The organism is Bradyrhizobium sp. Ash2021, assembly GCF_031202265.1.
Taxonomy (GTDB): domain Bacteria; phylum Pseudomonadota; class Alphaproteobacteria; order Rhizobiales; family Xanthobacteraceae; genus Bradyrhizobium.
In genome coordinates this window covers 2,504,108-2,529,486 of sequence record NZ_CP100604.1, presented here as the reverse complement: position 1 = coordinate 2,529,486, position 25,379 = coordinate 2,504,108, and the positions used below count along the sequence as shown (strand labels likewise).

Here is a 25,379-nt window from a genome sequence, read left to right as displayed (position 1 = left end):
CCCGCCTCACCGCAGCCGGAGCGCTTCGAGCAGCGATTTGAAAGCGCGGCTATATTCGCCACCGGCTTTTAGAATATCGGATCGGCCCGCACAGGCGACCGCGGCTTCCGTCACGGCGCCAAGCAGCAGCCGCGCGAGCGGCTCCACGGGTTGGCGGGCGATCAACCCTGCGTCCATCGCCGCAGCGAGAGCCCGCGGAATCTTGCCGCCGAAATGCCGCGCGTCGATTTCACGCCAGCGCTCCCAGCCCAGCACGGCCGGACCATCGCGCAGGATGATCTGGCAGGTATCTCCTTTCGCGCAAGCCGCGAAATAGTGCTGGGTGCCCGCGACCATTGCCGCCAGCACGTCCCTCTCGGTTCGCGCCGCGCGATCGATCTCCAGTACGAGATCGCGCGAGACCTGGTCGAACACCGCCTCGAACACCGTCTCTTTGGTCGCGAAGTGATGATAGACCGCGCCCTTCGCCACTCGCGCAGCTGCCGCGATGTCGTCGATGGTCGTGGCGGCAAAGCCCCGCTCGCCGAACAGCCGGCGTCCGGCTTTCAGGATTGCTTCCGTGGTGGCGGCGCGCCGCTCTGCCTGTTTCGCCATCGCGCCTTTCTAGGTGAACTTCGCCGCGGCGGCCAGTTGACTTTTCGACCAACGGTCGGTATTTACCGACCATAAGTCGGTTTATGTCTGCCCATGGTCGTGAGGACGTATCGATGCCAGACCGCCAAATTGTCGAGAGTTTCGTTGCACTGGTCGAAGCCGGCGACTATGTCGGCGCGATCGAGCAATTCTACGCGCCCGACGCCTCAACGCGGGAAAACACCGCCGAGCCCGTCATCGGCCGCGACACGCTGATGGCGAAGGAGCGCGGCGTGATGGCCGCATTCCAAAAGATCGCGGCGCAACGCATAGGGCCAAGCCTGATTGACGGCGACACCGTGGCGGCGCGCTGGAAATTCACGTTCACCAGCGCCAACGGCACCGTGCGGGTGCTGGAGGAAATCGCCTGGCAGACCTGGCGCGGCGATCAGTTGATCGAGGAACGCTTCTTCTACGACCCGAAGCAAATGACCGGCTGAAATCCGGATTGTTCCGCGCACGGAATTGCCTCCAGCCCGGTCAGATTGCGGTCCTGCCGGTAAGGACGGCATTTGTATCGATTTGTTGCCGTGCCGCAGACGTGAAGTCGCAACCTGGCAGTGTAACGGCGGAGATTTCAAAAATTCATATTTTGTCAAAGGTTTGCAGCGAACTTTCGCGTCCAAGGCCAGCGTTGGGGCCAAGCCCACCGGGTCAGGGATGCGATCGTATCTAGGTTCCTATTTCACCAGATTGTTCGCCGGCGATCTGGCGGTGTTCGGTGGACCATCGACAGATGAAGTCCTCGCGGGTCACATCCGCGCCGAGCAGATTTGCCTCGTGCTCGGCTATTCGCTGGGCATCATGCTGGCCAATGCCTGCAACGCGATGGTGCTCGCGATAGCGCTGTGGCATTCGCCCGACAGAAACATGGCCCTGATCTGGGCGGCTGCGGTGGCCAGCGGCGCCATGTTCTTCGGCTGGCAAGCACATTCATCGCGACGGATCGCAAAGCCGCAATTCGTATCCCGCCGGGCCATGCACCGGCTGGTGCGAAACGCACTCATTCTCGGAACCGCCTGGGGAATAGTCCCGGTGGCCTTCTTCGCCGATGCCTCCAACGGTGCACAATTGGTGATCACCTGTCTTTGCGCCGGGATGCTGGCGGGCGGCGCATTCGCTTTCGCCACGATCCCGGTAGCGGCGATCGCATTCACGGCGCCGATCTTTCTGGGTACGGCCATCTGCCTCGGCAGGAACGGCGATTTCGTCTATTTGCTGGTGGCCATCCTGGTCGTGGTTTATGGCAGCGTGCTTCTGCGCGGCGTTTTCGTGAATTCGTTCGCATTCACGCGACGCATCATCGCCCAGCTCGAAGCCGAAAGGACCGTCCGTCAGGATCCCCTGACGCATTTGCCAAACCGCATTGCCTTCAACGAAACCCTCGAACGCGCCTTGCGGAGGCTGGCGCATTCCGGCGAGGAATTCGCCGTGCTTCTGCTCGACCTCGATCGCTTCAAGGAGGTGAACGACAGGTTCGGTCACCCCGCCGGCGACGAATTTCTCGTTCAAGTGGCGGCAAGATTACGACGGTGCACGCGGGCGGCCGAACATGTCGCCCGCATCGGCGGAGACGAATTTGCGCTGATCATGGCAAATCTGACCAGGCCGGAAGACGCATTCGAAATTGGCGAACGGTTCGTCGCCGCCTTTGCCGATCCATTCCTGATCGAAGGATGCGAGATCGTCGGTGCCACCGGCGTCGGAATTGCGCTGGCACCACGAGACGGCAACACGCCCCACGATCTCCTGAAACATGCCGACATCGCGCTCTATCGCGCCAAGAAATCGGGGCCGGGCACGATCTGCTTCTTCGAGGCCAGCGACGACAAATCGGCGCGCGACCGCCGGGCGTTGCAGCGGGATCTGGAAGGAGCCATCGAGCGGAACGAGCTGTTTCTCGTCTACCAGCCGTTTCTCGGTCTACGCGCCAACCGGATAACCGGCTTCGAGGCATTGCTGCGTTGGCAGCACCCCGTGCGCGGACTGGTTCCACCAAGTGAATTCATTCCAGTTGCCGAGGAGACCGGACTGATCCACCAGATTGGCGAATGGGTCGTCCACCGCGCCTGTTCGGCGCTTTCGAATTGGCCGGATAACATCAGGGTCGCCGTGAATTTCTCCGCGGCTCAATTTCGTAACACGGGCATTCTGCAGACCACAGTGCAGGCGCTCGCCCAGGCCGGGGTTTCACCCAGCCGGCTTGAAATCGAAATCACCGAATCGATGCTGATTTCGAAATACGGATCGGCATCCTCGATCCTGAATTCACTCCTGCAATTGGGAGTGACCGTGGCCCTCGACGATTTCGGGACGGGGTTCTCGTCGCTGACTTACTTGCGAAAACTGCCCTTGAGCCGCATCAAGATCGATCAGTCCTTCATCCGTGACATGCTGGAACAGCCGGATTGTGCGGCGATCGTGAAATCGGTGATCGGGCTGGCGCAAGACCTGCGGATTGGCGTGGTGGCGGAAGGCGTCGAAACGGCTGATCAGCTCGAGTATTTGCGTCAGACCGACTGCGATGAAGTTCAGGGCTATCTCATCGGCCGACCGATGGCAGCCGACCAGATCCTCGCCTTGCTCAACGAGAAAAAGCCGCGGTCGACGCAAGCAGCGTAACCTGCGATCGGGCGCGAGCTTTTGCGGGTATCTCCAGCGGTGCCATTGCGAAGCCCGGTAGCGCTCCGACAAAAAACGATTTTCGATTGACGACAGCCAATTCGCCCGCCAATCTGCCGCGCCACAAACATAGCTGCGTGCTGTGGAAGGCGATCCCGCGCGACTGGGACGATCCGGACGGCTGGGCTGATCGCGCCCTCGACCAATGCCGCGCACAACCCTGGAGCCTGATGGTGCTGCACGATTTGCCATCCGGCGCGATGGATCATCTCGAACGTTTTCTGGACCGCGCCGCGGCGCTCGGCGCCCGCTTCCAACAGGACTTCCCGCCCGCCTGCGTTCCCATGCGCTCGGGCGAGATCGTGCTGCCCATCACCCCCTATGTTTCAATCATCGAAGAAGGTGTTCAACCATGAAGATCGCAAGTTTCAAGGCGGCCGGCGCAGCAAGCTACGGCATCGTAACGGACGCAGGCGTGATCGACGTCGCAAAGCGGCTAAAAGCCTATCCCACGCTGAAAGCGCTGCTGGCCAAGGGATCGCTTGACGAACTCAAGGCCTTGCAGGGCGAACGGCCTGACTACGCGCTGAAAGACATCGAGCTGCTGCCGACCGTGCCCGATCCGGACAAGATCTTCTGCATCGGCGTCAACTACGCCACGCACCTTGCGGAGAGCGGCCATCCCACCCCGCCGCATCCGATGATCTTTACCCGCTTTGCCAACAGCCAGGTCGGCGGCGGCCAGCCGATGATCCGGCCGCTGGAATCCGAGCGCTTCGATTACGAGGGCGAAATGGCCGTCATCATCGGCAAGGCCGGCCGGCGCATTTCGCGCGAGGCGGCGCTGAAACATGTCGCGGGCTATGCGTGCTACAATGACGGCAGCATTCGCGACTGGCAGCGCCACACCTCGCAATTCGCGCCGGGCAAGAACTTTGCCGGCACCGGCGGCTTCGGGCCGTGGATGGTCACGACGGACGAACTTCCCGATATCAGCAAGCAGACCATCGCCACCCGTCTCAACGGCGTCGAGGTGCAGGCCGCGCCGATCTCCGACCTGGTGTTCGACGTCCCCGCCTTGATCGCCTATTGCTCGACTTTCACCGAGCTCGCGCCCGGCGACGTCATCGTGACCGGCACGACAGGCGGCGTCGGCGCCTATCGCACGCCGCCGCTGTGGATGAAGGACGGCGACGTGGTCGAGGTTGAGGTTTCCGGCATCGGCATTCTCAGCAACCCAGTCAAGGACGAGGTGGCGGCCGCGGCGACGCGGGCCGCTTGATTGGCCGCGAGCGAAAATAACAAGAAGGAGGACGTCATGAACCTGCCCAGACATCTGTTGCCGACCACCGTGGTCGGAAGTTACCCGCAGCCGGAATGGCTGGTCGATCGCGCGATGCTGTCGAAATCGGTGCCGCGCACCCGCATGCACGCGATGTGGCGGTTGCCGGCCGAACATCTCGAGGAAGCGCAGGACGATGCCACCATCGTTGCCATCAGAGACATGGAGCGCGCCGGCATCGACGTCGTGACCGACGGCGAAATCCGCCGCGAGAGCTATTCCAACCGCTTTGCGACCGCGCTTGACGGCATCGATGCCGACAATCCTGCCATCATCACCGCGCGCAACGGGACCCAGACGCCGGTGCCCCGCGTCGTGGGCCCGGTGAAGCGCGGTCAGCCGGTCGAACTGCACGACACGGAATTTTTGCGCAAAAACACCGATCGCGCCGCCAAGATCACCCTGCCCGGCCCGTTTACGATGAGCCAGCAGGCCAAGAACGAGTTCTACAAGGACGACGAAGAACTGGCGATGGCATTCGCCGCAGCGGTCAATGCCGAAGCGCTCGACCTGCAGAAGGCCGGCGCCGATGTGATCCAGCTCGACGAGCCCTGGGTCCGCAACAATCCGGATCTGGCGAAGCGCTATGCGGTCGAGGCCATTAACCGTGCGCTACAAGGCATCACCGTGCCGACCGTGGTACATCTGTGCTTTGGCTATGCGGCGGTGGTGCCGGGTTCGACAAAACCCGCCGGCTATTCCTTCCTCGCCGAACTCGCCGAAACCTGCGCCGAGCAGATTTCAATCGAGGCGGCGCAGCCGAAACTCGATCTCGGCGTGCTCAAGGATTTGTCCAACAAGAAGATCATGCTCGGCGTGCTCGACCTCGGCAATCCCGAGATCGAAACGGCGGAAGTGGTCGCCGGCCGAATTCGCAACGGCCTCAAGCATGTCGCCGCCGACCGGCTGGTGGTCGCACCCGATTGCGGCATGAAATACATGCCGCGCCATGTCGCGTTCGGAAAGCTGAAGGCGATGTGCGACGCCGCGGCGATGGTGCGGAAGGAGATCGGCTAGCCCCCAACGCGTTATCGCTCGTCTTCGGCCGCCATAAGTCCGAGGAATTGTTCGAATGGGTCGCCCTTAGTGTCGAGCGCATCGTAACGGTACGGGGTTGCGCGGCCGCGGTATCCGGCCAGCGCCGTTCCTTCTGCTACGACGGCATGGCCTGGCTCAAGCGAGAGGCGCGACCAGCTCTCTGCCTCCGCCAGCCAATAGGCCTTGCTGCTCGGCTCGCGCGCCGCGAGCCGCCTGCAAAGCGCCGCTCGCGAACTCAGCTCCAGATGACTTGTCATGAGCATCCCCCACCCGATGAATTCACGTCGCAGTATGAGCCGCCAAGGGGTCAGGATTCCTTGATCTGGCTCAAATCAAATTACCGATTCGTTCCGGCGGCGGCCGGGGGCCACCGGCGGAGGTTTTTTCGATGAGATCGCATGATGCACTCGTCCCGGCAAAACCGGAAGAGGCATTGCGTGGCCGTGATGTATCCATCGCAGCGTGCATATGGCACCCGCTGCGTCGTCGAACCAGCCACACAGCCGGGTCATCGCGGCGGATTCCCCTTCCCCGACCCGTGACCCTGGGAAAATGATTGATTGCTGAAAGGTGACACGGCCGGGACCGTCATGACGATGAAGCCGCGGCCGATCGATTGATGACAGGCGTTGCAGCCGGCGGTCAGCTCATTGAAAGCCTTTTTGAATCCAGCGCCATTTTTGGCCGCGATGGATTTGTCCAGCGACGTAATCGGCGGATCGATCATCCCGACATTTTCAACGGGTATATTGGTATAGAACGATATGGCCTCCGTCAGGCCGCCCTTGACCTGTTCCAGCTCATAGGCCGTCAGCTCCCAGTTCTGCAGTTGACCCGCAGTCCACAATTTCAAATGTCTGAACTGGACCGCGCTCATGATGTCGGCCAGCCGGGGCGTATATTTTTGCGCCGGCTGGGCGGTGACCAGGACCGGCGCTGCCAGTCCAACGATGACCACGGCTATCGCCGCGAGATATTTGGTGCATTTGCGCATGTTTAAGTGAATAGCGCTCGCGCGGCCGAGTAAATTGACCTAGCTCAAACACTTCGGCGAAGAGGCCATGGCCGCATTCCCGCCCTCGGTCTTTTCGGCGAAGTTCAGCCCCGGACGGGCAGCTCTCACGCCTGCGACGGCCGGACTGACGCGAAGCTAGCGTCCCAAAACATCTTTGGCGACGGCGAGCGGATTCATCAAGCTCGCCAAATTCCGGTTCACGACGACCGCGACCTTGCTCGCATCCAGATCGATCTGGCCGACGGCTGTTCCGAGACGATAGTCGCTCAGATCCGAATCCCGATAGATCGTGCCGCCCACCTTGAATTCGCCGGAGCTGATCTGCTTGCGAAGATCGCTCATGCAGAAGAAATAATTGTTCTCACCGACCCGCGTTTGCAGGACCGGCGGATTTTTGCTGCCCAACTTTGCGGCGCGATAGACCTTCATCTCTTCATCCGACAGTTTCAACGTCAGGACCGCTTGCCAATTGTGCGGAGCCCGGTCGGCGTAATAGACCGCTATTACGCTGTTGCCGGCGCCCTCGCCCATCAGCAGGAAATTGTGAATCGTTTTCGGCACCGGGGCTTTTTTTAGATAATAGTCATGCTGGCAAGCATCTCCGGGCATCGCGATCGCGCCGTCAGTCGAAATATAGGATTTATGTTGCGATGCCGTTTGCGCCGGCTCGGTGGCGAAGAGCGGAGCGTGTTGGAGCAGAGGTATTTCGGCTTCGGGATTTGCCTTGATCGCCTTGCGCAAGCTTTCCTGTGGCAAATAGGCAGGAAGATAGCGGTATACGATTAACTCGATGTCTTTGCGATCGAGCGAAAAATAAAGCCCGGGCACCACGGAAGCCTTGATCGCGAAGCCTCCCTCATGGTCGGCGTTCTTTTGCAATGACGCCCTGATCGGAAACAGCGACGAGAATTCATCCTTGTCTTTATGAGGCCCGAAAATCCTCGGCAAATCCTGCAGGCAGAAAAAGCTGCGGTCGCGTTGCACGCCGCCTTCATCGTAATAAATCGTCGTGAAGGCCGGCAGGGTTTTGGACCCCTTCAGGACCTTTTGGTATGCGGCTATCTCCTCTGGATCCAGGCGAAGACGGAGCAAGAACTGATAATTATGCGGCGGCGTCCCCGAACGGTGCTCGACGAGGATATGATCGGCATCCTCCTGCCCAAGAATCATGAACGAATGCGAGCCACGCCTCGCCGTCTCTCCTGGCAGCATATAGTTGGTGCCGCAGTCCTTCGATCCGGCCGGATGGCTTCCATCATGATTGTGCATATCGTCCTGGGCGTAAGGCTCGGCGGCCACGGCTGGCGACGCCGTCAGTTGGCTCACGCATCCCGCCATAGATATGAGCAATACGATTCCGAAAGGCTTCATCGCGACTCCTGGAGCGCTCAGCCTCAAATTGTAAAGTACCCGCTGCCGTAGTACAAATAATAGATGCGCGTCATTTCGATAATCTGCCTGTTGATCCTCGCAGCTACGCGCGGCTTCGCCGAGTCTCCGCAGGCCTCCATTCCGGTTACAACGCTGATCAGCCAGGCGCCGCTGCTTGCGGAGCTCGATCATGACAACACATCCCCACTTTCGCTGTTGACCCTGTTCAGGAAGATTCACGCCTCACAAAAGCTGCCGCTGCCGGTCGTCGCGACCGGGCCCACGCGCGCGAGCGATTTGCTGGGCTTCAACGAAACCTACGCACAATTCGCTGCCGTGATGTCCGCCGACGTTGCCCGGATCATCTCAGGGATGGGAATCGACTGGGAAAAGGAAATTCTTAGGACGTACGACCCGAAGTCGGCCAAAACGGACGCCGGAAAGACCTTGCGCCTGAACGGCAACGTCGCGCGCGTGTTCAACGAGAAATGGCTCGGCTCCAGCGACGGGTTGTTCATATTGTCGGGTGTGGTCAACCGGATGGACCGCCGCGATTTCGACCGCGCCCATTGCGGCGAACTACGCTTCATCTACCGGCTCGGTTACGACGTCAAAATGAACGGCAAGACCTACGCGTCGCGCATGCCCTTCACCGTGAATATGGTCTTCAGTTACGGTGACGACGGCAAGAATTGCCGGGATATCGCCGCGCTCTGGCGCATCGATGGAATGGATAAAGACGATCCGACCGTCATTGCCCGGCGCCTGTTGCAGGGCCCACTTGATCTTTCAAAGCTGACTTTCAAGCAGATGGAAATCAACGCCCAGGTGGCGCGCTTTCCATCGGACCTTGAAAACATGGAGAATCGCAAGTTCGCGGGTCAAGCGATCTACTGGATGAGGATATTCGCCGTTAGAGGCGGAAAATTTCAGCCCGCCAAACTGGAGAACACGCCGGACGTGCAGGCGATCCTGAAAGATCCCGCCAAGCAGAAGCAGTTGCTGGAATATCTCTCGGGCCACATGGCCGAAATCGACACCGGCGTCTTCAACTTGCCTGAAAGTCTGGAGGCCGACGTCGCGCTCAGTTTCTCCACCGCCGGCAGCTCGCGCGTGGCTAACAGGCCGTTTGATCTCTTGGTCGACAGGGAGCAAGCAGGAAAGATCGTCACGGCGGCCGGAATTCCGGCGAAATCTCTCAAATTCGTGCAATCCGGCGCCGGCCTGCTCGAACGTTTGAATACTTCGTCCTGCATGGGGTGCCATCAATCTTCTTCGACCGCAGGCTTTCATTTCCTGGGAGTGGACCGGTTTGATTTCGGCAGTGGTGCGGACGCAATCAAAAGCGCGCTTGACGGCAACAAGCTGCAATTGCCGTTCTCGCCCCACGTCTACGCCGAACTTGCCCGCCGCAAGGATTATGTCGAGAGAGTTTCGTCGGGCCAGGCGCCCAACATGTTTCGGCCGCACCCTTCCGCGCCCGCGGCGGTCTGGGAGAACGGAGGCCCGACCTACGCTCCCGCCGGCGACAATATGCCGTGTCCCTTGAACGCGGATCTTGCGAATTCCGCAAAATGGAGCTGCAGTTCCACCCGCAATCTCAGTTGCCAGGCAGTAGTGACGAACGCCTCGGCTTCTTCCTACCTTGGCCAATGCCTGCCCGGCGCACAGAACATCTACGCGGGCCTGAGTTGCCGCTCGAATGTCATCGACGACTCGACCGCAAAGAGTGACGCAAAAGAGCCGTTAAGTTTCAACCTGCGTTCGTTCAATGATCGCGTCAGTAAAGATGAACTCATCTATAAAATGCCGGAAGGAAAATTGAGCGGCTACGATTACAACTGCCGTCCAACAAGAATTGGCGTGCCGCTGGGCCGCATCACCCGTCCGTGCAAGCCCGACGAGTCGAAATTGGCGGCAATTCAGCCCGGGAGCATACCCGACGAAATCTGCGCGATTGTCGGCGGCAAGGGCTTTGAACAAATGGCCAAGGGATATTTCGACAGCGCCGTCTTCGCCGCCGGTGTCGGCCGCGGCCTTTTGAACGTATGCACGCCGTCGCGGTTTTGCCGGGAAGACTATATTTGCCAGGAGATGCCGGAGCTTTTGACCGGCGCAAAATTCAACGTCAGTACGCAAACCCTGAATATCCTGAAAAGCCGGAAGATCGGATTTTGCACGCCGACTTATTTCGTCTACCAGCTTCGGCTCGACGGTCATCCGAATCCGAGATAACGCGATCTAGGGCCGGAGAACCGGCGCCGTATTCGGCGCAGGCGCCTGTTCCATCTCGGCATGGTCCGGCAGCTTCTCGCCATGCAGCGCAAGCGGCGACCCGATCCAGAGGGGATCGGCAAGATGGTCCCGGCGCGGGTTAGTCGTGTTGGGGTGGACCAGAATGCTCAAGGGGCCGTGGTTGAGCATCAGCCACGGCACCAGCTCGGGGAAAATCTCCTTGGCAAAGGCGACTTGATACATCGCTTGGTCATGCGGACCGACCTTCACGTCGTGCCATCTCCCCAAGGTGACGGAAAACCGCTCACCCAGCCATCCGCGCAGCCGCTCCGCCTCGGCGCGCGTGGTGGCGGGATCGTAATAGACGTGGGCGTGGAAACTTGCGATCTCGCTGATGGATCGCGGGGCGTCGCCGTCGGGAAAATCGGTCATTTCGGTATCCATCGATACGGATTGGCATGGAATACCGCTGCATCGCAGCCGCATTTCCAGGAAACTGTCCATCCGAGCTAACAGGGAAAATGTTTTGGGGGAAAGGCCATTTGTGCGGGGGACAAGGAAAGTTGGCCTGCAAGGCATGCTCCTGCCCATCCGGGTAGTTCCGCAATGCCTCCGCGCTTACCAAATTAGTGGCAGCCCAACCGGAGTTTTTCCCATGACTGATCCTAGTGCCGCCATCCTTTCTTCGTTCTCTTCCGCGCTCGCCAGCCTGGTTGCCCGGGCTGCGCCGTCGATCGTCTCGGTGCACTCGCATCGATCGCGCGCTTCCGGCTTCGTCTGGAAACCCGGGCTCGTCGTGACCGCCGACGAGGCGTTGGCGGAAGAAGGCGAGATCTCGATCAAGCTTGCCGATGGAACGGCACGGTCCGGCAGCATCGTCGGCCGCGATCACACGACCGACATCGCTCTTGTGCGGTTCGACGCCAAAGACATCGCGCCGATCAAGCTTTTGCCCGAGGTGCCGGCGCTCGGTTCGCTTTCGATCGTGGTCGCCGCCGAGCGCGGCGCACCTGCCGCAGCGCTCGGCACGATCTCGCTCACCGGCGGCCGCTGGCGCAGCCTTCGCGGCGGCGACATCGACGCCAGGATCGAGCTCGACGTCCGGCTGCGTCACAGCCACCAGGGCGGCCTCGCGCTGAACGCCGCCGGCGAACCGATCGGCATGGCGGTGCTGGGGGCGCGACGGGTGATCGTCATCCCGGCGGCGACGATCGATCGTGTCGCGGCCAGACTCGAAACCCACGGCCGGATCGCGCGCGGCTATCTCGGGGTTGGCCTTCAGCCTATCAAACTCGACGACGGCATCGGCGCGATGGTGATGAGCGTCGACAAGACGGGGCCGTCGGCTGCCGCCGGCATCCGGCAAGGCGACGTGATCGTCGGCTGGAACGACGAGAAACTCTCCGGCGTGCGCGCGCTGTTGCGGGCCCTCGGCCCCGACAGCGTCGGCTCGGTCGTCGACGTGGCGATCCGGCGCGGCGGCGAGCCGACGCGGGTCAAGCTGACGATCGGTGAAAGGCCGGAGGCGTGAGCGAGGAGACCGCGCCTGCCATCGTCGTTGCCGTCGAGATCGACGATCCCGTGCTCGCGGACCGGCTCGCATCGCTGCTCGGTGGCGTCGCCGGTCTCCGCCTCGCCGCCCCGGGCGAGACGGCGACCGTCACGGTCGTGTCACGCGATCCGCAAAGCGCCATTGAGCCGCATGGCATCGAGCTTACGCCGCGCGAACGCGACGTGCTGGCACTGATGGCCGAAGGCGCGTCGAACAAGACCATCGCAAGGCAGCTCGGAATATCGGTCCATACCGCCAAGTTCCATGTCGGCTCGCTGCTCGACAAGCTCGACGCCACCGGCCGCACCGACGCGGTGGCGCACGCGGCGCGCCGCGGGGTCATCGACCTGTAGCGATGATTGGAATGATACCGCGGATCAATTCCGATGCCGGTTCGCCCAAAAGCGACGATCGGCCCAGCTGGTTTCCTGACGATACCAGGCGGCACTATTATCGACATAGATGTCCCGAGTCCTCGCGACCTCCGAGGCGTATTCCGCAAGCGCATCGCTTTCGCCCTCGAACCAGCGCTCCGCGGCTTCGGCGGTGGCAAGGCCCAGATACATCGCGTTGAACAGGCCTTGGGCCGCAATGGGATCAAACGCCAGCGCGGCATCGCCGACCGCCAGCCAATCCTCTCCCGCCGCCGTTTCGAGCCAGGTTCCCTGTGCGCAATAACTCCGTTCGCCCCGGTCCCACCCAGCGTCCTGCAACAGACATCCGAGCATTGGCAATCGTCGCGCCCGCGTCAGCAGCGTCGACAGCGTCCGCCCATCGCGTGCGGCGGGCAAATCCGCATCGGTGTGGAACGCCAGGATGCCGGCGCCCGCCGGTATCGGCGCGGCGTACCACCCTCCCTCGGCTTCAGCTTCCCGAGAGTTTAAGGGTCGCCCACAAGACCGGTGCGCTGCGCACACGCGATCTCAAACGGGTCACGGTGGACACCACCGTCCAGCCCAAGGCCATCACCTTCCCAACCGATGCCAAGCTGCTGCATGCAGCGATCAACGGGCTTAACCTTTGCGCCAACACCGGTCATCCGCAGGCCGTCACCTCGGCAATGTGGCGCGTGAACGTGGTTGTGCCCGATGGCTGCAACCATGGATTTCCGGTTGGGTAAACTGCTATGCACCTGGAGAAGGTCGCTTTGCCCTGCTGAGTGCATCCTGCAAACAGTCGGCAAGGCGCCGCCCCTGCAGGTCGATCGGCTTGTGCAGAAAGCAGACCGCTCCAGCGTTCATTGCCCTCGCTCTTACAGCGTCGTCCGGATAGGCGGTTATGAAAATAATGGGAATGTCGAAGCCGAGATGAGACAAATGCTCCTGTAGCTCGAGGCCACTCATGTTTGGCATTTGCATGTCCGCTATCAGACAGCGGGTTGTTTTCACCCACGATGACTGAAGATACGACTCAGCTGACGAAAATGTGCGAGCTACCAGCCCGAGTGATTTCACGAGCTTCTCTATGGCCGCGCGAAACAGATCGTCGTCGTCTACAATCGATATGAGCGGAATCTCGATCAACCGTTCGTTCCACCGCCGGCTGACAAGCCATTGTCCTGGCTTTCGCCAAGCGGAGGGTGTCACGGAGCAGCCCTGCAGGAAATACTACCTGAGTATTAGTCTTCCTTTTTGTCTTGCCCACGAATGCCAAGGTTTTCAGCGACGAGCACCAGATCAGCCAATGATTTCGTACCCATCTTTCGCATAACATGGCCACGGTGAATCTTCACCGTCATTTCGCTTATGCCAATTCTGCCGGCAACTTGCTTGTTCATAAGGCCTGCTGTCACCAGCGACATAGTCTGGCGCTCGCGAGGGGTCAGCGTTTCAAATCGGGCTCGCATGTCCAGATTGGACTGCTCTTCGCTACGACGCTTCCGGTCGCGCTCAAGAGCCCCGGCGACTGCGTCTAGCATCTCCTGGTCACGAAACGGCTTGGTCAGGAAGTCAACGGCACCCGCTTTCATGGCCTTGACCGACATCGGAATATCCCCATGACCGGTAAGGAAGATGATCGGTATATTTACGCCCAGCCTACTGAGCTCTGTTTGCAGGTCGAACCCGCTCAGCCGAGGTAGTCTAACATCGAGGACGAGGCAGCTGGGAACGGCGGGAAGTGGATTTTCCAGCAGCTCTGTTGCGGATGCGAACGCTTTCACGCCCAATCCGACCGAGCGGAACAGGCTGCTAAGTGAGCCACGGGTAAGAGGATCGTCATCGATCACGAGCACGATCGGGTCCTCTCGAACTGGGGCCGGGGAACCGGAAGACACGCCTTTCACCATCGCGCGGGTTCCATTTTTCATACCACCAAGGCCTCGGCCACAAGGCTAAATACGCTATGGTCCTGTGGCAAGATGCTTCCGGACCCCCGGACTTGCTTCTGGTTTCAAGACAGCAACGGAGACGAGGTGGTCTTGATCAGTTATGCCGTCTCTCGACGCAAATAGCGCCCTCTTATTGCGCCTCAAGTTCAAATGCGGATGCTTGGCCAAATAAGGCGTCGGACACTAACGCAAACCTTTGTTTAGTTCTGGCGGCCCTCTCGGCTATCGGCGCGCACCTACGTACGATTGAACTATTGGTCTATCTCATCCTAATCTCGCTACGAGCTCTGGAGTGGTCGATTGGGTGATGCGAATGTCAACGATCTCGCCCCAGCTCGAACGTGATCCAGCTTCCCTGGGTGGCAACTGAAAAAATCATCAGGACTCACACAGAGATTAGAGGAGACAGAGATGCTCAATCTCTCTCAAAATACTCGGCATGGCACACCGAGGCACTGTGCGATCTGTGACGGACCGTTTGGTCTCATCCGATATTATTCCTGGCGCACTCCACTTTGTTCAAAGAAGTGCGTGGAACGCCTCAAGGCCCGCCGCGACGAAAGCCGAAAATGGCTGCGCGGACTTCGGACCGCCTAAAGCCGCCAGCAACCGTGATGGCTGACCCTCTCTCTAGTCAGCCGCCAACGGCAGCCCCAGGAGCGGCTGAGAGCGTACATGTACAGCCACGCGGCAGCGCGTTTGCCCCGAACTCGGCCGAGGACGATGCCGTTCAAACGCGCATCACGATCTTTAATGCGACAGAGAGGCTTTTGGACGCTTCGCTCGATAGAAAGCTAAAGCTAATCATCTGTCGCTGTTGTTAGCCACCGTCGTGCTAAATGTACCGTAGCGGGTAAACACATGGGGCCGACTTTCTCCGATCCATTCGGAGGCGCGGCCGGGATTTTGCGTCACGAAGTTCTGCATTCAAAGCGTGTATTCTCCTTGCAGGGCTCGACATCATCCCGGAGCCGCGTCTCGCTCTAGCCCTCCACATGATCTTTCACGAACTCGCGGACAAATGCCAGCAAGCACGGCGGCCTGGACGTCTACGTCCGGAGTTGGTGAAGTGTTTTGTATGCTCTGATATTAACGCAAGGCGTCAACAGACTCGCGAATATTGCAAAAGCATCGTTCGGGTTCGTCATGTAGTTCTGACGGCACCCGGCGTTCCTCCCGCTCCCTAGACCGGGTAACTGCGGCCGGTCGATATGCGGCCGACCGCCCTTCTATCCCTGCCGCGTTGGTCGAATTCATGGAGAGTATCCATGCCCAATCAAACGACTGATATCAGTGACATCAACGATCACATCGCTATCGCTGGGGAAACCTGATCGAGCAGGCGGCAGCCTACTTCGGCGTCGCAGACGATGACCAAGGTAGCGCAGCGCATTTTCTTGCCGTCGCCGCCGGACTGTGCCAGGCGCTGCTGCGCATACCTTTGGGCGGAATACCAGGGCGAGGCCTCAATCGGAGCGCGAAGCGGCGTCCGATCGTACGCGATTCACGTCCTTTGCTTCGATTTCCGGTGCCGCGCCGCCCCAGGAATTCCTGATGTAGTTCAAGACGGCTGCGACTTGTCCGTCATCGAGTTGCCATCCGTACGAAGGCATTCCCGGCGCCGTCGGTTCGTCACTAGTCCCGACGCTGCGTGCGCCCCGGAGCACTATTCGTATCGCCGTGGTGGGGTCCTTCGATCTCACTAACGAGGAGTTGGCAACTGAGGGGAACAGATTTGGGATGCCCTTACCTTCGATTCCATGGCATGCTGAACATTGGTCCCGATAAATTGCGGTTCCGGCACTCATCGTCCCGGTATCCGCCGGTAACGGTTTGTCGCCGTCGCCGTTCTGATTGCCTGGGAGCGACTTCAGGTAGGTTGCAATCGCTTTCGCATCTACGTCCGTCATGTGGGACGTGGATAAAGAAACGGCCTCGGCCATCGGGCCCGTTGCCGCCGTGATGCGGTTGTGACCGGACTTCAGATAGGCCGCTATGTCCTCGATCGTCCACTCGCCAAGTCCCGCGCGCCTGTCGTTCGTAATGTCCGGCGCGGACCAACCCTGCAGGTAGGACCCTTGCAGATACCGGTCGAGACGATCGCCGCCGAGAAACGTCTTCGGCGTGTGACAGGCGCCGCAATGCGCTGGACCGTCGACGAGAAACGCTCCGCGATTCCACTCGGCGGACCTGGTTGGGTCAAGCGTGAATTCGCCTTCCCTGAAATACAGCAAGTTCCAAATTCGCATGGCGGCGCGGATGTTGAACGGAAATGGCAGGGTGTTGGCGACCACCGCGTTTCGAGCGGGATCCACCGAGTTGAGGTAGGCGCGGATCGCCTGAACGTCATCGCGCGACATCCTGGTGTAGGCGTTGTAAGGCATGGCGGGGTAAAGACGCGCACTATTGGGCCGAACGCCCTTTCTGATCGCCGCGTCGAACGCATCATCACTCCAGGCGCCGATTCCGGTCTCAAGATCCGGCGTGATGTTGGGAGCGACGATATCGCCGAAGGGAGTTTCGATTGGCCGGCCGCCCGCGAACGGCATTCCTCCCGGCACCGTATGGCAGCTCACGCAATCGGACGTGATCGCCAGGTAGCGGCCCCGTTCGATCTGCGTGAATTCCTGCGGATCGGAAGCGCCACCTCGCGCACTCGGCGTCGCCGCGAGCGACAGGGCCGCGATGCCACCGAGGAAATTGGTGCGGTAGCTTTTCCTAGGCATCGACCAGCCTTCCCGGATTCTTGAGATATTGATTTCTGATCGCGTCTGCAGCCCAAAATGCCAATGCCCCCACAGTGAGCGTCGGGTTGTAGCCGGGGTTCTGCGGAAACGCGCTGGCACCTAACACGAACAGGTTTGGAACGTCCCAACTCTGTAGGTACCTGTTGAGCGCGCTCGTCCTCGGATCGGTGCCCATGATAGCGCCGCCGTTGAGGTGCGTCGTCTGATAGACAGTGATGTCGTACGGGGCCTTTCTATACTGCACGGCAAGCTTTTCCGCGCCCATCGCCTTGATAATCTCAGCGAACTTATCGGTCAGAAACTTGTTCTGCTTTATCTCGTTTTCCTTCAGGTCCATCGTGATCCGCATCAGCGGACGCCCAAAGCGATCCCTGTAGGTTGGGTCGAGATCGAGATAGATGTCGCGGTAGGCGTAGAAGCTGCCGTGCACCCCGCTGCCGGGCTTTACAGTGCTGAGATAGTTTTCCTTCACTGCCTTCTTCCAGTCGGCGCCCCACTTCGGCGTTCCCGGCGGGACCAGCGTGCTTTCGATGGGACGGGCGCCGGTCTGCACTTGTCCCACATAGCCGCCGCCGACGAAGCCATGAGGGCCATGGTCGAAGTTGTCCCCATTAAACTCGTCGATGCACATACCGATCGAACCTGACCCGATGAACGGATTGAAGTTGAACTTCTTGTTGTCAAAGAAGCCGTTCACGGTCGATACGGTCTGGTGCGTATAGTTGCGGCCTACGACTCCGGTATTGGAGACGGGATCGTAGAGCCGCCCGATGTTGGAGTGCAGTAGAAGCTGCACGTTAAACAGCGAATAGGCGGACAGTATCACCAGATCGGCCTGCTGTTCCCATTCCTCGCCGCTGGAATCGACGAACGTTACGCCGGTGGCCCGTTTGCCGGAGCGATCCAGGTTGATCCTTACAACCTCCGATTTGTCGCGCAGCGCGAAATTGGGCTTTCGCACGAGATAAGGCAGAATCGTTGTTTGCGGACTGGCCTTCGAATAATTGCTGCAGCCGAACCACTCGCAGAAGCCGCAATATGTGCATGGGCCCAGCCGCAATCCCAACGGATTCGTGTATGCCTGCGAGAGATTTCCGGACGGCTGCGGGAAGGGCTTGTAACCGAGTTCGCGCGCGGCCTTGCCGAATAGCGTGTGGCTGAACGGTTGGGCCTGTGCGGGCGTCGGATAGGGGCGCGAACGGGGACCTTCGAACGGGTTACCTCCTTCCTGGATCTTTCCCTTGATGTTTCCCGCAGTTCCCGAAGTTCCACAAAGATATTCGAACCGATCATAAAAGGGTTCGAGTTCATCGTAGGTGATGCCCCAGTCCTGGATCGTCATGTCTTCAGGCAGAAAGGAGGCGCCGTAACGCTCGGTGAGATGCGTTTTCAGGACAAAATCGAACGGCAGAAAACGCCACATCTCGGCGTTCCAGTGTACGCCGCCGCCGCCCACTCCGTTGGGCGGCATAAATGCTCCCCAACTCCGAATTGGAAGCGCGGCTTGGTTCATCCTATTGCGGAACGTGAAGGTGAGCTGGTCCGGACGCAGGAAAAGCTCATGACGCACACGATAGCGCAACTCGTCCTGCATATAACTGGGTGGAAAGTCGGTCGGCGCGTCCCTCCATGGGCCGCGCTCTATGGCGATGACCTCGAGCCCTTCGTCGGTGAGCTCGTTCGCCATGATCGCGCCTGTCCAGCCAAAGCCAACGATGACCACATCTTTCTTCGGGAGCCTGCCGGGCATGGGCCTACCTCGTCCATTGCGCGCTGCCGGTCATGCTGACCGGCGGCAAGGGAAAGCGTTCATTGTGGCGACCGATCCAATCGAGGTAGTTGTATCGTGCGCCCGGGTAGCCGATCATCTTCCACGCGACCATATCGCGGTTGCCTCCGTAGATGGGGTCGGCGAAGAATCCCATCTGAACGTCTCTGACGATCTGCGCGAAGAACGACTTGCCGTCGACTCCCTGGAGTTTAACTTCTCCGCTCTCCAACCCTTTAAGGACGAGGTCCTTGTCGTCGTCGGAAAGATCCGCGAACGACTTACCGAGCTCGCCCTTGCATGCTCGGTCCAGCGCTGCAAGCCCTTCACGATATTCCTGAGCCGGGCCCTTTTCGGACTGATGTCCCTGGTTCTTTGCGCCGACTTGAAATGGTGGGCGCAGGTAAAGTCCTTCCTGTCTTCCGTAGGAACCCGCCAATTGTCGGTCGACGAATATGGCGCAACCGGAATCCTTCCCGCCGGGCGTTTCGGAATCCGCCGGAATGATGCGGTCGGCCAGCGACTCCATCGTGCGGCCCTCTTCGCCGGTAAAGAATTCCCAAGGCCCAAGCTTGATCCTAGAAGGCGGATTTCCCGCATTGGGCGTCCAGGGCAGCTGCCCGGCGATGGTCGCAGCGCGAACGGTTGTAGCGCTAAACATCAGCATCGCCGTTGCGGCAAGGAGTTCGCGCCGCCGCACGGCCGGCGGAGTCGTTTTGGACGTTTCCATTTAGAGTCCTTAACGCCAGAGCTTGATCAGTTGCGTGGCCACGCCTGGAAGATCCGGCCCAACGGCCGCCGGGGCGGGCCACCCCGGTAAGGCCAGGGCCGGCGGAGGAGCATTGCCTGGTCTAGCGACGAGCGCCGACGAACAGCCAGCGTTCTGTGCGCCCAAATTATCCCATACGTGCACTGAGATCAGGCAGATCGCAGCGGTCTGCACATTCAGCTCTTCCGCCGCCATGTGGTACACCTGCGGCGCCGGTTTATATCGACGCACGCGATCAACACTGAACAATCTTTCAAAGAAGCCATCGATGCCCGCGTGCCTTAGCTGGCTGATCTGCGCGTCGGGCGGCGAATTCGTTAGCGTGACCAGCCGGAAACCGGCATCTTTCAATTGCTTCAACCCGACCGGCACATCGGGGTGAGCCGGCATCGTGGCCGATCGCATTCCCAGTTCATCGATATCGGCCTGCTGAATCGAGACGCTGTGGATTGAGCCCATCAATTTCAGCACAGCCTGTGACAAATTGAAGAATGGTGTGTATGGCCCCCCCGCCAGAGTTATTGCTTCCGAGTAGAGGACGAGCTGTGCATACCACTCGTTCACGAACTTTCCGTCGCCGAATAGCCGTTCAAACAGAGGCGCTAGGTGTTGGATGTCGAGCAGCGACTCATTGACATCGAACGCAAGGATCGACGGCACCACAGCGCCGCCTTTGCTTTCCTGAGCGCGTGCGCGCACCGCCTTCCCGACAGCACTTGCCGTTACACCGCCAGCTGCCGCGGTTCCAAGTCCAGCAAGCAACCTGCGGCGCGACATCGAGAGCAAGAGATCGTCAGTCATGGTGTTTTCTCCTATTGCATTTGTGGGCCACAGTGCCTTCCGTACGCTCTGCGAGCGCGGCGTGTGCGGTCACGGGTTTTCGTCGGGTATGCTTCTGTTGCTATGACGAGCGTCACTGCTCAATTGCCAGCAGCAATGGCATCGACACGCAGTCGCATCGAGCTCATTTCGGCATCCCTGCTGGAGAGAGACATCCTCATGACGTCCTGCTTCAGCAAATACATTGACACTGCAAGAAGGACCAAATCCTTCATCAGGAATGGCACGAGACCTGCCATCGCAGGAAACCCGGCAGCCGGATCCCATCCATTTGGCATGAAGGGGATGATCGTAAGGGTCGTAACGAAGACTATGGTTGAGCCAATGGCCCCAAGAAGTCCGAACCTCTTATCCCAGAATCCCGCATACAGGAGTGCCAGGATTATCCACTCCGACGCACCTAGGAACCGGGCACCTCCGCGCAGCCCGAAGGCTGGATACAACCAAGAAATGAAGGGACTATTGCTGATAAATGGGATCATCAACTGCGCTGCGTACTCGTGCCACTTTGTGTAGCCAAAGAACGCGAACATGATCACCATCGCGAGACGGAGTACGTAGTACTCCAGATCGTCGTTGAGAAGGCCGAGAGCAGTCATCGTCCTTGCGAGACGCTCGATCAGATATTTCGTTATGCCTGCATAGTTAGGGGAACGTATCGCCCTTACGACATCCTGCTTCAACAGGTAGAATGAAGCAGCAAGCAGCACGACATCTTTCATAAGAAACGGAACGTTACCGGTCATTGCAGGAAAGCCGCCGGCAACCTCGTCCCATCCGTTCGGCATGAATGGAATGATCGTAGCGGTCCCCACGAATGTAGCGCACGATCCGAGAGCTCCAAGGATTCCCGCCTGCCTATTCCAAAACCCCCAGAACAGAAGCACGCAAAATAGCCATTCCATAACGCCCAAGAACCAACTACCGCCGCTAATGCCGAAAGCAGGATAGATCCAGAAGATTAGGGGCCCATTGCTGATATAGGGGATCAGCACCTGCGCCTCATATTCAAACCACTTTTGATACCCGAACAACAGAAATACGATCACCATTGACGCTCGAATTAGATGATAGTCGAGATTCCCCTTGAGGAGACGGGAGTTTGCCAGTGCATGCAAAAGATCGCTCATCATTGTCGTCTCATGGTAGCCGGATGGCGTCGTTGTTACTCGCTCAGGCTTTGACCCTCAGCACTTCGATCGCTTCTTGCGACCAACTCCAACCGTTGCATTTCTGGGCAGAGTATATTTTGTCATTTGGTAATCGCAATTCGCTACATCGAAAAAGGACGTCGCAACCTGAAAATCTAAGCAAGACTGCATGAATGACAGCAACATTAGAAAAGGATCTTCTTCGACTCTATCAGCAGCGCTGCGTGGCGACCGACCGGTGATCACCCTCGCAACGGCTGTTCGCCAGCAGCGTAGCGACGGCGCGAGTGTTATCGCTTCCTGGATATCGGTGCCGACACTGAGGTTATCGACGAGCGCCCATTCAAAAAAGGCCGCGCTGAGACCAAGGTCGCTCAAACGAGGATATCCGCAGGGCGAGGCCTTGACCGGTCCACAGGAATTTGCGCTCGCCTTCACGGATCGACACGTGGTTGATGGCGTGAGGGCGCGCTGCGTTTCGCGCACGATTCGTTGGTGCGATCAAACGCGCATCACGCGCCCTCAAACCAATGTTCAGAATCGGTAGATCAGGGAGGACTGGATGCGCGTCTGGTTGCCTTTGCGCCCATCGGCATCTGTCCTCTGTCCATACTGAAACTCGGCGCCGATATCGACGTCCGGCCACGGGCTGTAGATAAGATTAACGACCCCATACTGGGTTTCGCGTGCTGCCGCCGGCCCCGCGAATATCGGATTGTCGATCTTGACGAGGCTGTAGACAAGATTGGTACGGAGCTTATCGGTCCACCAGTGCTGCAAGGCCCCGAATCCGCCGAAAGCTTTGATGCTGTCGAATTGTGTCAGTGTCGCATTATAGGCGACAGAAGGCGCCGTGCTGGCGACATCGAGGAGGTAGCGCGATGCACCGTCCAGATAGCCTGCCTGAAATCTGAAGTTGTCCTTGTCGTTGAACAGCGGAAGCGCGATTTGCGCCGAAGCCAGCACGCCGAAGCCGAACTTCCCATCTCCGCCGACAACGGATGCGGCCGGAGTTGCCGGAGGCGCGGCCGATCGCGTGCCAACGCCGGAAAGCTGGAGATTGAACTGCGGGCTTTCATAGCGGATCCGGGCGATGAAATCCGGGGTGCTGTCGCGCGCGAACGGACCGACGCCGATGACCTGAAGGCCGGTGGCTGCAGGTGCCGCACCCGTTCCGGAGACAGGCCCTTCACCTATGCGGATTCTGGATTGGGGGTTTTCCACCGCGACCGAGGCCGTGAGGCCGCCGCCGAAATTGTGGGTGTACCGGACCTGCCCTTGACGAATGAAGGCCTCCCCTCCCGGCCCCGTGAAATCCAGGACCTCCGGATAGGTTGTCGGATCGACGAATGTCGACCAGGTCTGCCCCGCCAGCAGCGGTCCCACTTCGCCATAGGCGTGACGAAGACGAAACGTGTGCGAGTTTGAAACGGTTGGAGTGCCGAGATCGATTGGACCAAAGAAGTCAGCTTCGACATAGGCACGCGCCGGTCCGAGCGGCGTATCGGTCTTGCTCGCCTCAACGAAAATGCGGGATTGCCGCGCATGAATATTCGTCCTTGGGTCACCGGGCGCGGTGCCCGTCGGAGACGTTCCGCGCGATTGTATTTGGAACACGTTGAACTGGTCGTTTGCTCCAACGGAGCGGTCGCCGCCGGTGATTCCGATAGCGTCAAGTTTCGCATAACCGCCGATCCGCAAACTGACATCGCTACCGGGCAGCTTCCATGACAGCTTCTTGTCTCCCGCAATGACGTAATTTGGATATTGTGGCGAGCCGATCGCCCCCGGAGTCCTGACGGCCGGCGGGGCCGCTTCGACCACGGTATCGACTCGAGGGGGCGGCCTACCGGCCTGCCGTGACGCAGTCTCAGCCTGCCGCGGCGTTTTGGATTGAGCCTTCTTCAGCGCTTTCATCTCGAGATTGAGCTGCTCGATTTGTACTGCCTGGGCACGAATAAGTGCCTCCATCCGCTCCAATTGCTGCGGCGATTGTGCGTTGGCCGTTCCGGCGATGAAGGCCGCAAGCGGAAGCTGAAGAGCAGCCAATATTAGCTCGCGCGGGATCGGCAGCACATCAGCTCTGCGCATGATCCCCACTCCTGATCGAGGATAAGAGTGTCGATACCCTGGCCTTGTTGCCCTCCATAACGGAGAAGTCCACTGCCGCCGCCAAGTCGTCGGGCCTTGTGGGGTCAATCGCCTTGTTAGTCATTCCATCTCCTCGGCAGCCCACTTCTCCGAACGCATGTCCGGGGTCAATGAGGCCCTACTAGGCGCAACCTGAAATATTGAATTGATCCGCGTCCTGCGCGTTCGGGATTGCCTTGCCTTTTTCAATCTTGATGCATTCGGCACCCAACCCATCGACAAGGAGTCGGCTAGGTCTCATATCCGGACCTGGTCGTCGCTTGGTGAGGCAATGAGCTCTCGTAACTCCCGCTTGAAACCGCGCGCGAACCCGGACGTCAATTGCTCGCCGCGAACACGAAGGAAGACAATGTTCCAGAAACATGTCCTGACCATTGATGCGACATCGATCCAACGAACGCTTGCGCACGTTCGATCAATTGCACTGCCGTTCGTCTTTGTGGCTACAGCTGGCGTCGGCGGGATCGCCTCGCTTCTCCCGCAACCGACCCACGCCGCTGATTATGCCTGGTGCACCCGGCGCGAGGGCGCGGTCCAATGCGACTTCACTACACGAGCGCAATGCATGCAGACAGCGTCCGGGACAGCTGAAGAATGCATCGAGAATCCGAGCCTGATCTCCCACGCCCCGTCGCCGAATGCCTATGGGAAGCTAAATCACGGGCGGTCGAAATGACTTCAGGCCGCTTGCGCAATCTCCGACCCCCAGCGGGGTCTAGGCAGGGCCCGGGCGTGCCCCGCCAAAGGTGGCATGTCTTCCCAATGACAAAGAGAGGAGTGCAAAATGAGTAAATCAAAAGCGCCCGATAGCGCTATGAAACGCCCCAGCAGCGGCTTCGACCGAAGCCTCACTGTGTGTCACGCCCTATTCTCTTGCTCCGCCGCTCGGTGGGCGCCTCTTCCCTTGCGCCTGATCGTCGGATACGGATTTGCCGCACATGGCTTTGCAAAATTGTTACGCGGCGCAGACAATTTCTCCGGTCTCTTGCACGCGATGGGACTCCCTTTTCCCCACGTTTTCGCCTGGATCACGATCGTAACGGAAATTGTCGGAGGATTTTGCATTGCGCTGGGAGTGCTCGTTCCACTCGTCAGCATTCCGATGGCCATCGTGCTACTGGTGGCTATCTTCACGGTCCACTTGCCATACGGTTTCTCGTCTATAAACCTTCAAGCAATCACGCCAAACGGGGCGCATTTTGGCGAACCAGGGTTCGAAACTGACTTGCTTTATTTGGCCTGTCTTGCTGCGCTTGTTCTTGGTGGTTGCGGCCCCTTCGCCGTGGATAACTGGTTGTTCCGCAAAATAGACGCCGCTCGTCGCGCGACGCCAAACGGTGTGCCGCAATAGTTAGATTCGGACGGGTTGGTCGGCCCGCTCGCAAAACGATCACGCATTTGCGAACGGCCCAGTCGCAGGGTCCGCAGTGTCTTATCCCGTCTCGTCCCAGCATGGCCGATGACGTCGTAAACGTCATTCGGGAATAGAGATTCGAACGGGATGAAAACCCAGAAGGACGCGACGGGCTTGGCCTGGGGCAGATCGAGCTCTCGGATCTCGAAGATGTCAGCCTGTTAATCTTCATCCGGAAATTTAGACAGCGCAGACGGTTACTAATTTAACTCGTCGGCCACCGAAAATAGCACGATCGACACACCCGCGCGAAAAATGGATAAGCCGGAGCAGGTGTTGAATGATATCTAACTTCTCGTGCATGCGCGCATGATGCCTGCGATGAGACTGATCGTGAACTCGCTGCGATTGGGGAAGTGCGGCGCGCATCATGCAGGAACGGCGAGAGGTCGATTGGAGTAA

Annotated in this window: 24 protein-coding genes and 1 pseudogene; 11 read left to right on the top strand and 14 right to left on the bottom strand. The window is 59.4% G+C overall.

The features are described 5' to 3' along the window. Nucleotides 1–6: 6 nt before the first annotated feature. Nucleotides 7–594, bottom strand: a complete 588-nt coding sequence (locus tag NL528_RS12250) for a helix-turn-helix domain-containing protein (protein WP_309182912.1) — start codon at nucleotides 592–594, stop codon at nucleotides 7–9. A 113-nt stretch (nucleotides 595–707) separates the two neighbouring features. Between NL528_RS12250 and NL528_RS12245 the strand changes: the two genes are divergently transcribed. From NL528_RS12245 to NL528_RS12225, 5 genes are all read left to right on the top strand, one after another. Continuing rightward, nucleotides 708–1,073, top strand: coding sequence for a nuclear transport factor 2 family protein (locus tag NL528_RS12245; protein ID WP_309182911.1), 366 nt, complete (start codon nucleotides 708–710; stop codon nucleotides 1,071–1,073). A gap of 220 nt (nucleotides 1,074–1,293) precedes the next feature. Continuing rightward, the gene (locus NL528_RS12240) at nucleotides 1,294–3,255 is read left to right on the top strand and encodes an EAL domain-containing protein (protein WP_309182910.1); all 1,962 of its coding nucleotides are present in this window, start codon (nucleotides 1,294–1,296) and stop codon (nucleotides 3,253–3,255) included. Nucleotides 3,256–3,341: 86 nt separating this feature from the next. After that, on the top strand, nucleotides 3,342–3,671 hold the full coding sequence (locus NL528_RS12235) for a hypothetical protein (protein ID WP_309182909.1): 330 nt from the start codon (nucleotides 3,342–3,344) through the stop codon (nucleotides 3,669–3,671). Next, on the top strand, nucleotides 3,668–4,537 hold the full coding sequence (locus NL528_RS12230; RefSeq protein ID WP_309182908.1) for a fumarylacetoacetate hydrolase family protein: 870 nt from the start codon (nucleotides 3,668–3,670) through the stop codon (nucleotides 4,535–4,537). The genes NL528_RS12235 and NL528_RS12230 overlap by 4 nt, the downstream gene beginning before the upstream one ends. Before the next feature lie 36 nt (nucleotides 4,538–4,573). Then, nucleotides 4,574–5,614 (top strand): uroporphyrinogen decarboxylase family protein, encoded by a 1,041-nt coding sequence (locus tag NL528_RS12225; RefSeq protein ID WP_309182907.1) that lies wholly within the window; start codon nucleotides 4,574–4,576, stop codon nucleotides 5,612–5,614. An 11-nt stretch (nucleotides 5,615–5,625) separates the two neighbouring features. On the opposite strand, the gene NL528_RS12220 is transcribed toward NL528_RS12225, so the two are convergent. From NL528_RS12220 to NL528_RS12210, 3 genes are all read right to left on the bottom strand, one after another. Continuing rightward, a complete protein-coding gene (locus NL528_RS12220) occupies nucleotides 5,626–5,892 on the bottom strand; it encodes a hypothetical protein (RefSeq protein WP_309182906.1) in 267 nt (88 codons plus the stop codon). Nucleotides 5,893–6,143: 251 nt separating this feature from the next. Then, a complete protein-coding gene (locus tag NL528_RS12215; RefSeq protein ID WP_309182905.1) occupies nucleotides 6,144–6,629 on the bottom strand; it encodes a hypothetical protein in 486 nt (161 codons plus the stop codon). A gap of 156 nt (nucleotides 6,630–6,785) precedes the next feature. Further along, complete coding sequence (locus tag NL528_RS12210; protein WP_309182904.1) at nucleotides 6,786–8,213, bottom strand: hypothetical protein; 1,428 nt, start codon at nucleotides 8,211–8,213, stop codon at nucleotides 6,786–6,788. Nucleotides 8,214–8,636: 423 nt separating this feature from the next. Between NL528_RS12210 and NL528_RS12205 the strand changes: the two genes are divergently transcribed. After that, entirely contained in the window at nucleotides 8,637–10,256 is a 1,620-nt protein-coding gene (locus NL528_RS12205; RefSeq protein ID WP_309182903.1) for a hypothetical protein, read from the top strand. 6 nt (nucleotides 10,257–10,262) lie between these two features. On the opposite strand, the gene NL528_RS12200 is transcribed toward NL528_RS12205, so the two are convergent. After that, on the bottom strand, nucleotides 10,263–10,688 hold the full coding sequence (locus NL528_RS12200; RefSeq protein WP_309182902.1) for a DOPA 4,5-dioxygenase family protein: 426 nt from the start codon (nucleotides 10,686–10,688) through the stop codon (nucleotides 10,263–10,265). 223 nt (nucleotides 10,689–10,911) lie between these two features. Here NL528_RS12200 and NL528_RS12195 point away from each other — a divergent pair, with 223 nt between their 5' ends. Together NL528_RS12195 and NL528_RS12190 are read left to right on the top strand one after the other, a co-directional pair. Further along, nucleotides 10,912–11,787, top strand: coding sequence for a S1C family serine protease (locus tag NL528_RS12195; RefSeq protein ID WP_309182901.1), 876 nt, complete (start codon nucleotides 10,912–10,914; stop codon nucleotides 11,785–11,787). Continuing rightward, a complete protein-coding gene (locus NL528_RS12190) occupies nucleotides 11,784–12,161 on the top strand; it encodes a helix-turn-helix transcriptional regulator (protein WP_309182900.1) in 378 nt (125 codons plus the stop codon). The genes NL528_RS12195 and NL528_RS12190 overlap by 4 nt, the downstream gene beginning before the upstream one ends. Nucleotides 12,162–12,185: 24 nt before the next feature. On the opposite strand, the gene NL528_RS12185 is transcribed toward NL528_RS12190, so the two are convergent. Beyond that, on the bottom strand, nucleotides 12,186–12,599 hold the full coding sequence (locus NL528_RS12185; protein WP_309185376.1) for a hypothetical protein: 414 nt from the start codon (nucleotides 12,597–12,599) through the stop codon (nucleotides 12,186–12,188). A 77-nt stretch (nucleotides 12,600–12,676) separates the two neighbouring features. On the opposite strand from NL528_RS12185, the pseudogene NL528_RS12180 reads away from it, so the two are divergent. Then, a pseudogene (locus tag NL528_RS12180) lies at nucleotides 12,677–12,835 on the top strand (IS5/IS1182 family transposase); the annotation flags it as partial. 97 nt (nucleotides 12,836–12,932) lie between these two features. Here the strand turns inward: NL528_RS12180 and NL528_RS12175 are convergent. From NL528_RS12175 to NL528_RS12140, 8 genes are all read right to left on the bottom strand, one after another. Next, entirely contained in the window at nucleotides 12,933–13,331 is a 399-nt protein-coding gene (locus NL528_RS12175; RefSeq protein WP_309182899.1) for a response regulator, read from the bottom strand. Between the two features lie 95 nt (nucleotides 13,332–13,426). Continuing rightward, the gene (locus NL528_RS12170; RefSeq protein WP_309182898.1) at nucleotides 13,427–14,095 is read right to left on the bottom strand and encodes a response regulator transcription factor; all 669 of its coding nucleotides are present in this window, start codon (nucleotides 14,093–14,095) and stop codon (nucleotides 13,427–13,429) included. Nucleotides 14,096–15,603: 1,508 nt separating this feature from the next. Further along, a complete protein-coding gene (locus NL528_RS12165; RefSeq protein WP_309182897.1) occupies nucleotides 15,604–16,863 on the bottom strand; it encodes a c-type cytochrome in 1,260 nt (419 codons plus the stop codon). Next, the gene (locus tag NL528_RS12160; protein WP_309182896.1) at nucleotides 16,856–18,634 is read right to left on the bottom strand and encodes a GMC family oxidoreductase; all 1,779 of its coding nucleotides are present in this window, start codon (nucleotides 18,632–18,634) and stop codon (nucleotides 16,856–16,858) included. The genes NL528_RS12165 and NL528_RS12160 overlap by 8 nt, the downstream gene beginning before the upstream one ends. A 4-nt stretch (nucleotides 18,635–18,638) precedes the next feature. Next, on the bottom strand, nucleotides 18,639–19,382 hold the full coding sequence (locus NL528_RS12155; RefSeq protein WP_309182895.1) for a gluconate 2-dehydrogenase subunit 3 family protein: 744 nt from the start codon (nucleotides 19,380–19,382) through the stop codon (nucleotides 18,639–18,641). Nucleotides 19,383–19,391: 9 nt separating this feature from the next. Then, complete coding sequence (locus tag NL528_RS12150) at nucleotides 19,392–20,222, bottom strand: haloacid dehalogenase type II (RefSeq protein ID WP_309182894.1); 831 nt, start codon at nucleotides 20,220–20,222, stop codon at nucleotides 19,392–19,394. 119 nt (nucleotides 20,223–20,341) lie between these two features. Beyond that, complete coding sequence (locus tag NL528_RS12145; protein WP_309182893.1) at nucleotides 20,342–21,394, bottom strand: DUF417 family protein; 1,053 nt, start codon at nucleotides 21,392–21,394, stop codon at nucleotides 20,342–20,344. Nucleotides 21,395–21,946: 552 nt separating this feature from the next. Further along, a complete protein-coding gene (locus NL528_RS12140) occupies nucleotides 21,947–23,503 on the bottom strand; it encodes a DcaP family trimeric outer membrane transporter (protein WP_309182892.1) in 1,557 nt (518 codons plus the stop codon). A 331-nt stretch (nucleotides 23,504–23,834) separates the two neighbouring features. On the opposite strand from NL528_RS12140, the gene NL528_RS47070 reads away from it, so the two are divergent. Together NL528_RS47070 and NL528_RS12135 are read left to right on the top strand one after the other, a co-directional pair. Continuing rightward, nucleotides 23,835–24,239, top strand: coding sequence for a DUF3551 domain-containing protein (locus tag NL528_RS47070; protein WP_375144052.1), 405 nt, complete (start codon nucleotides 23,835–23,837; stop codon nucleotides 24,237–24,239). A 108-nt stretch (nucleotides 24,240–24,347) separates the two neighbouring features. After that, nucleotides 24,348–24,914, top strand: coding sequence for a DoxX family protein (locus tag NL528_RS12135; RefSeq protein WP_309182891.1), 567 nt, complete (start codon nucleotides 24,348–24,350; stop codon nucleotides 24,912–24,914). Nucleotides 24,915–25,379 lie beyond the last annotated feature (465 nt).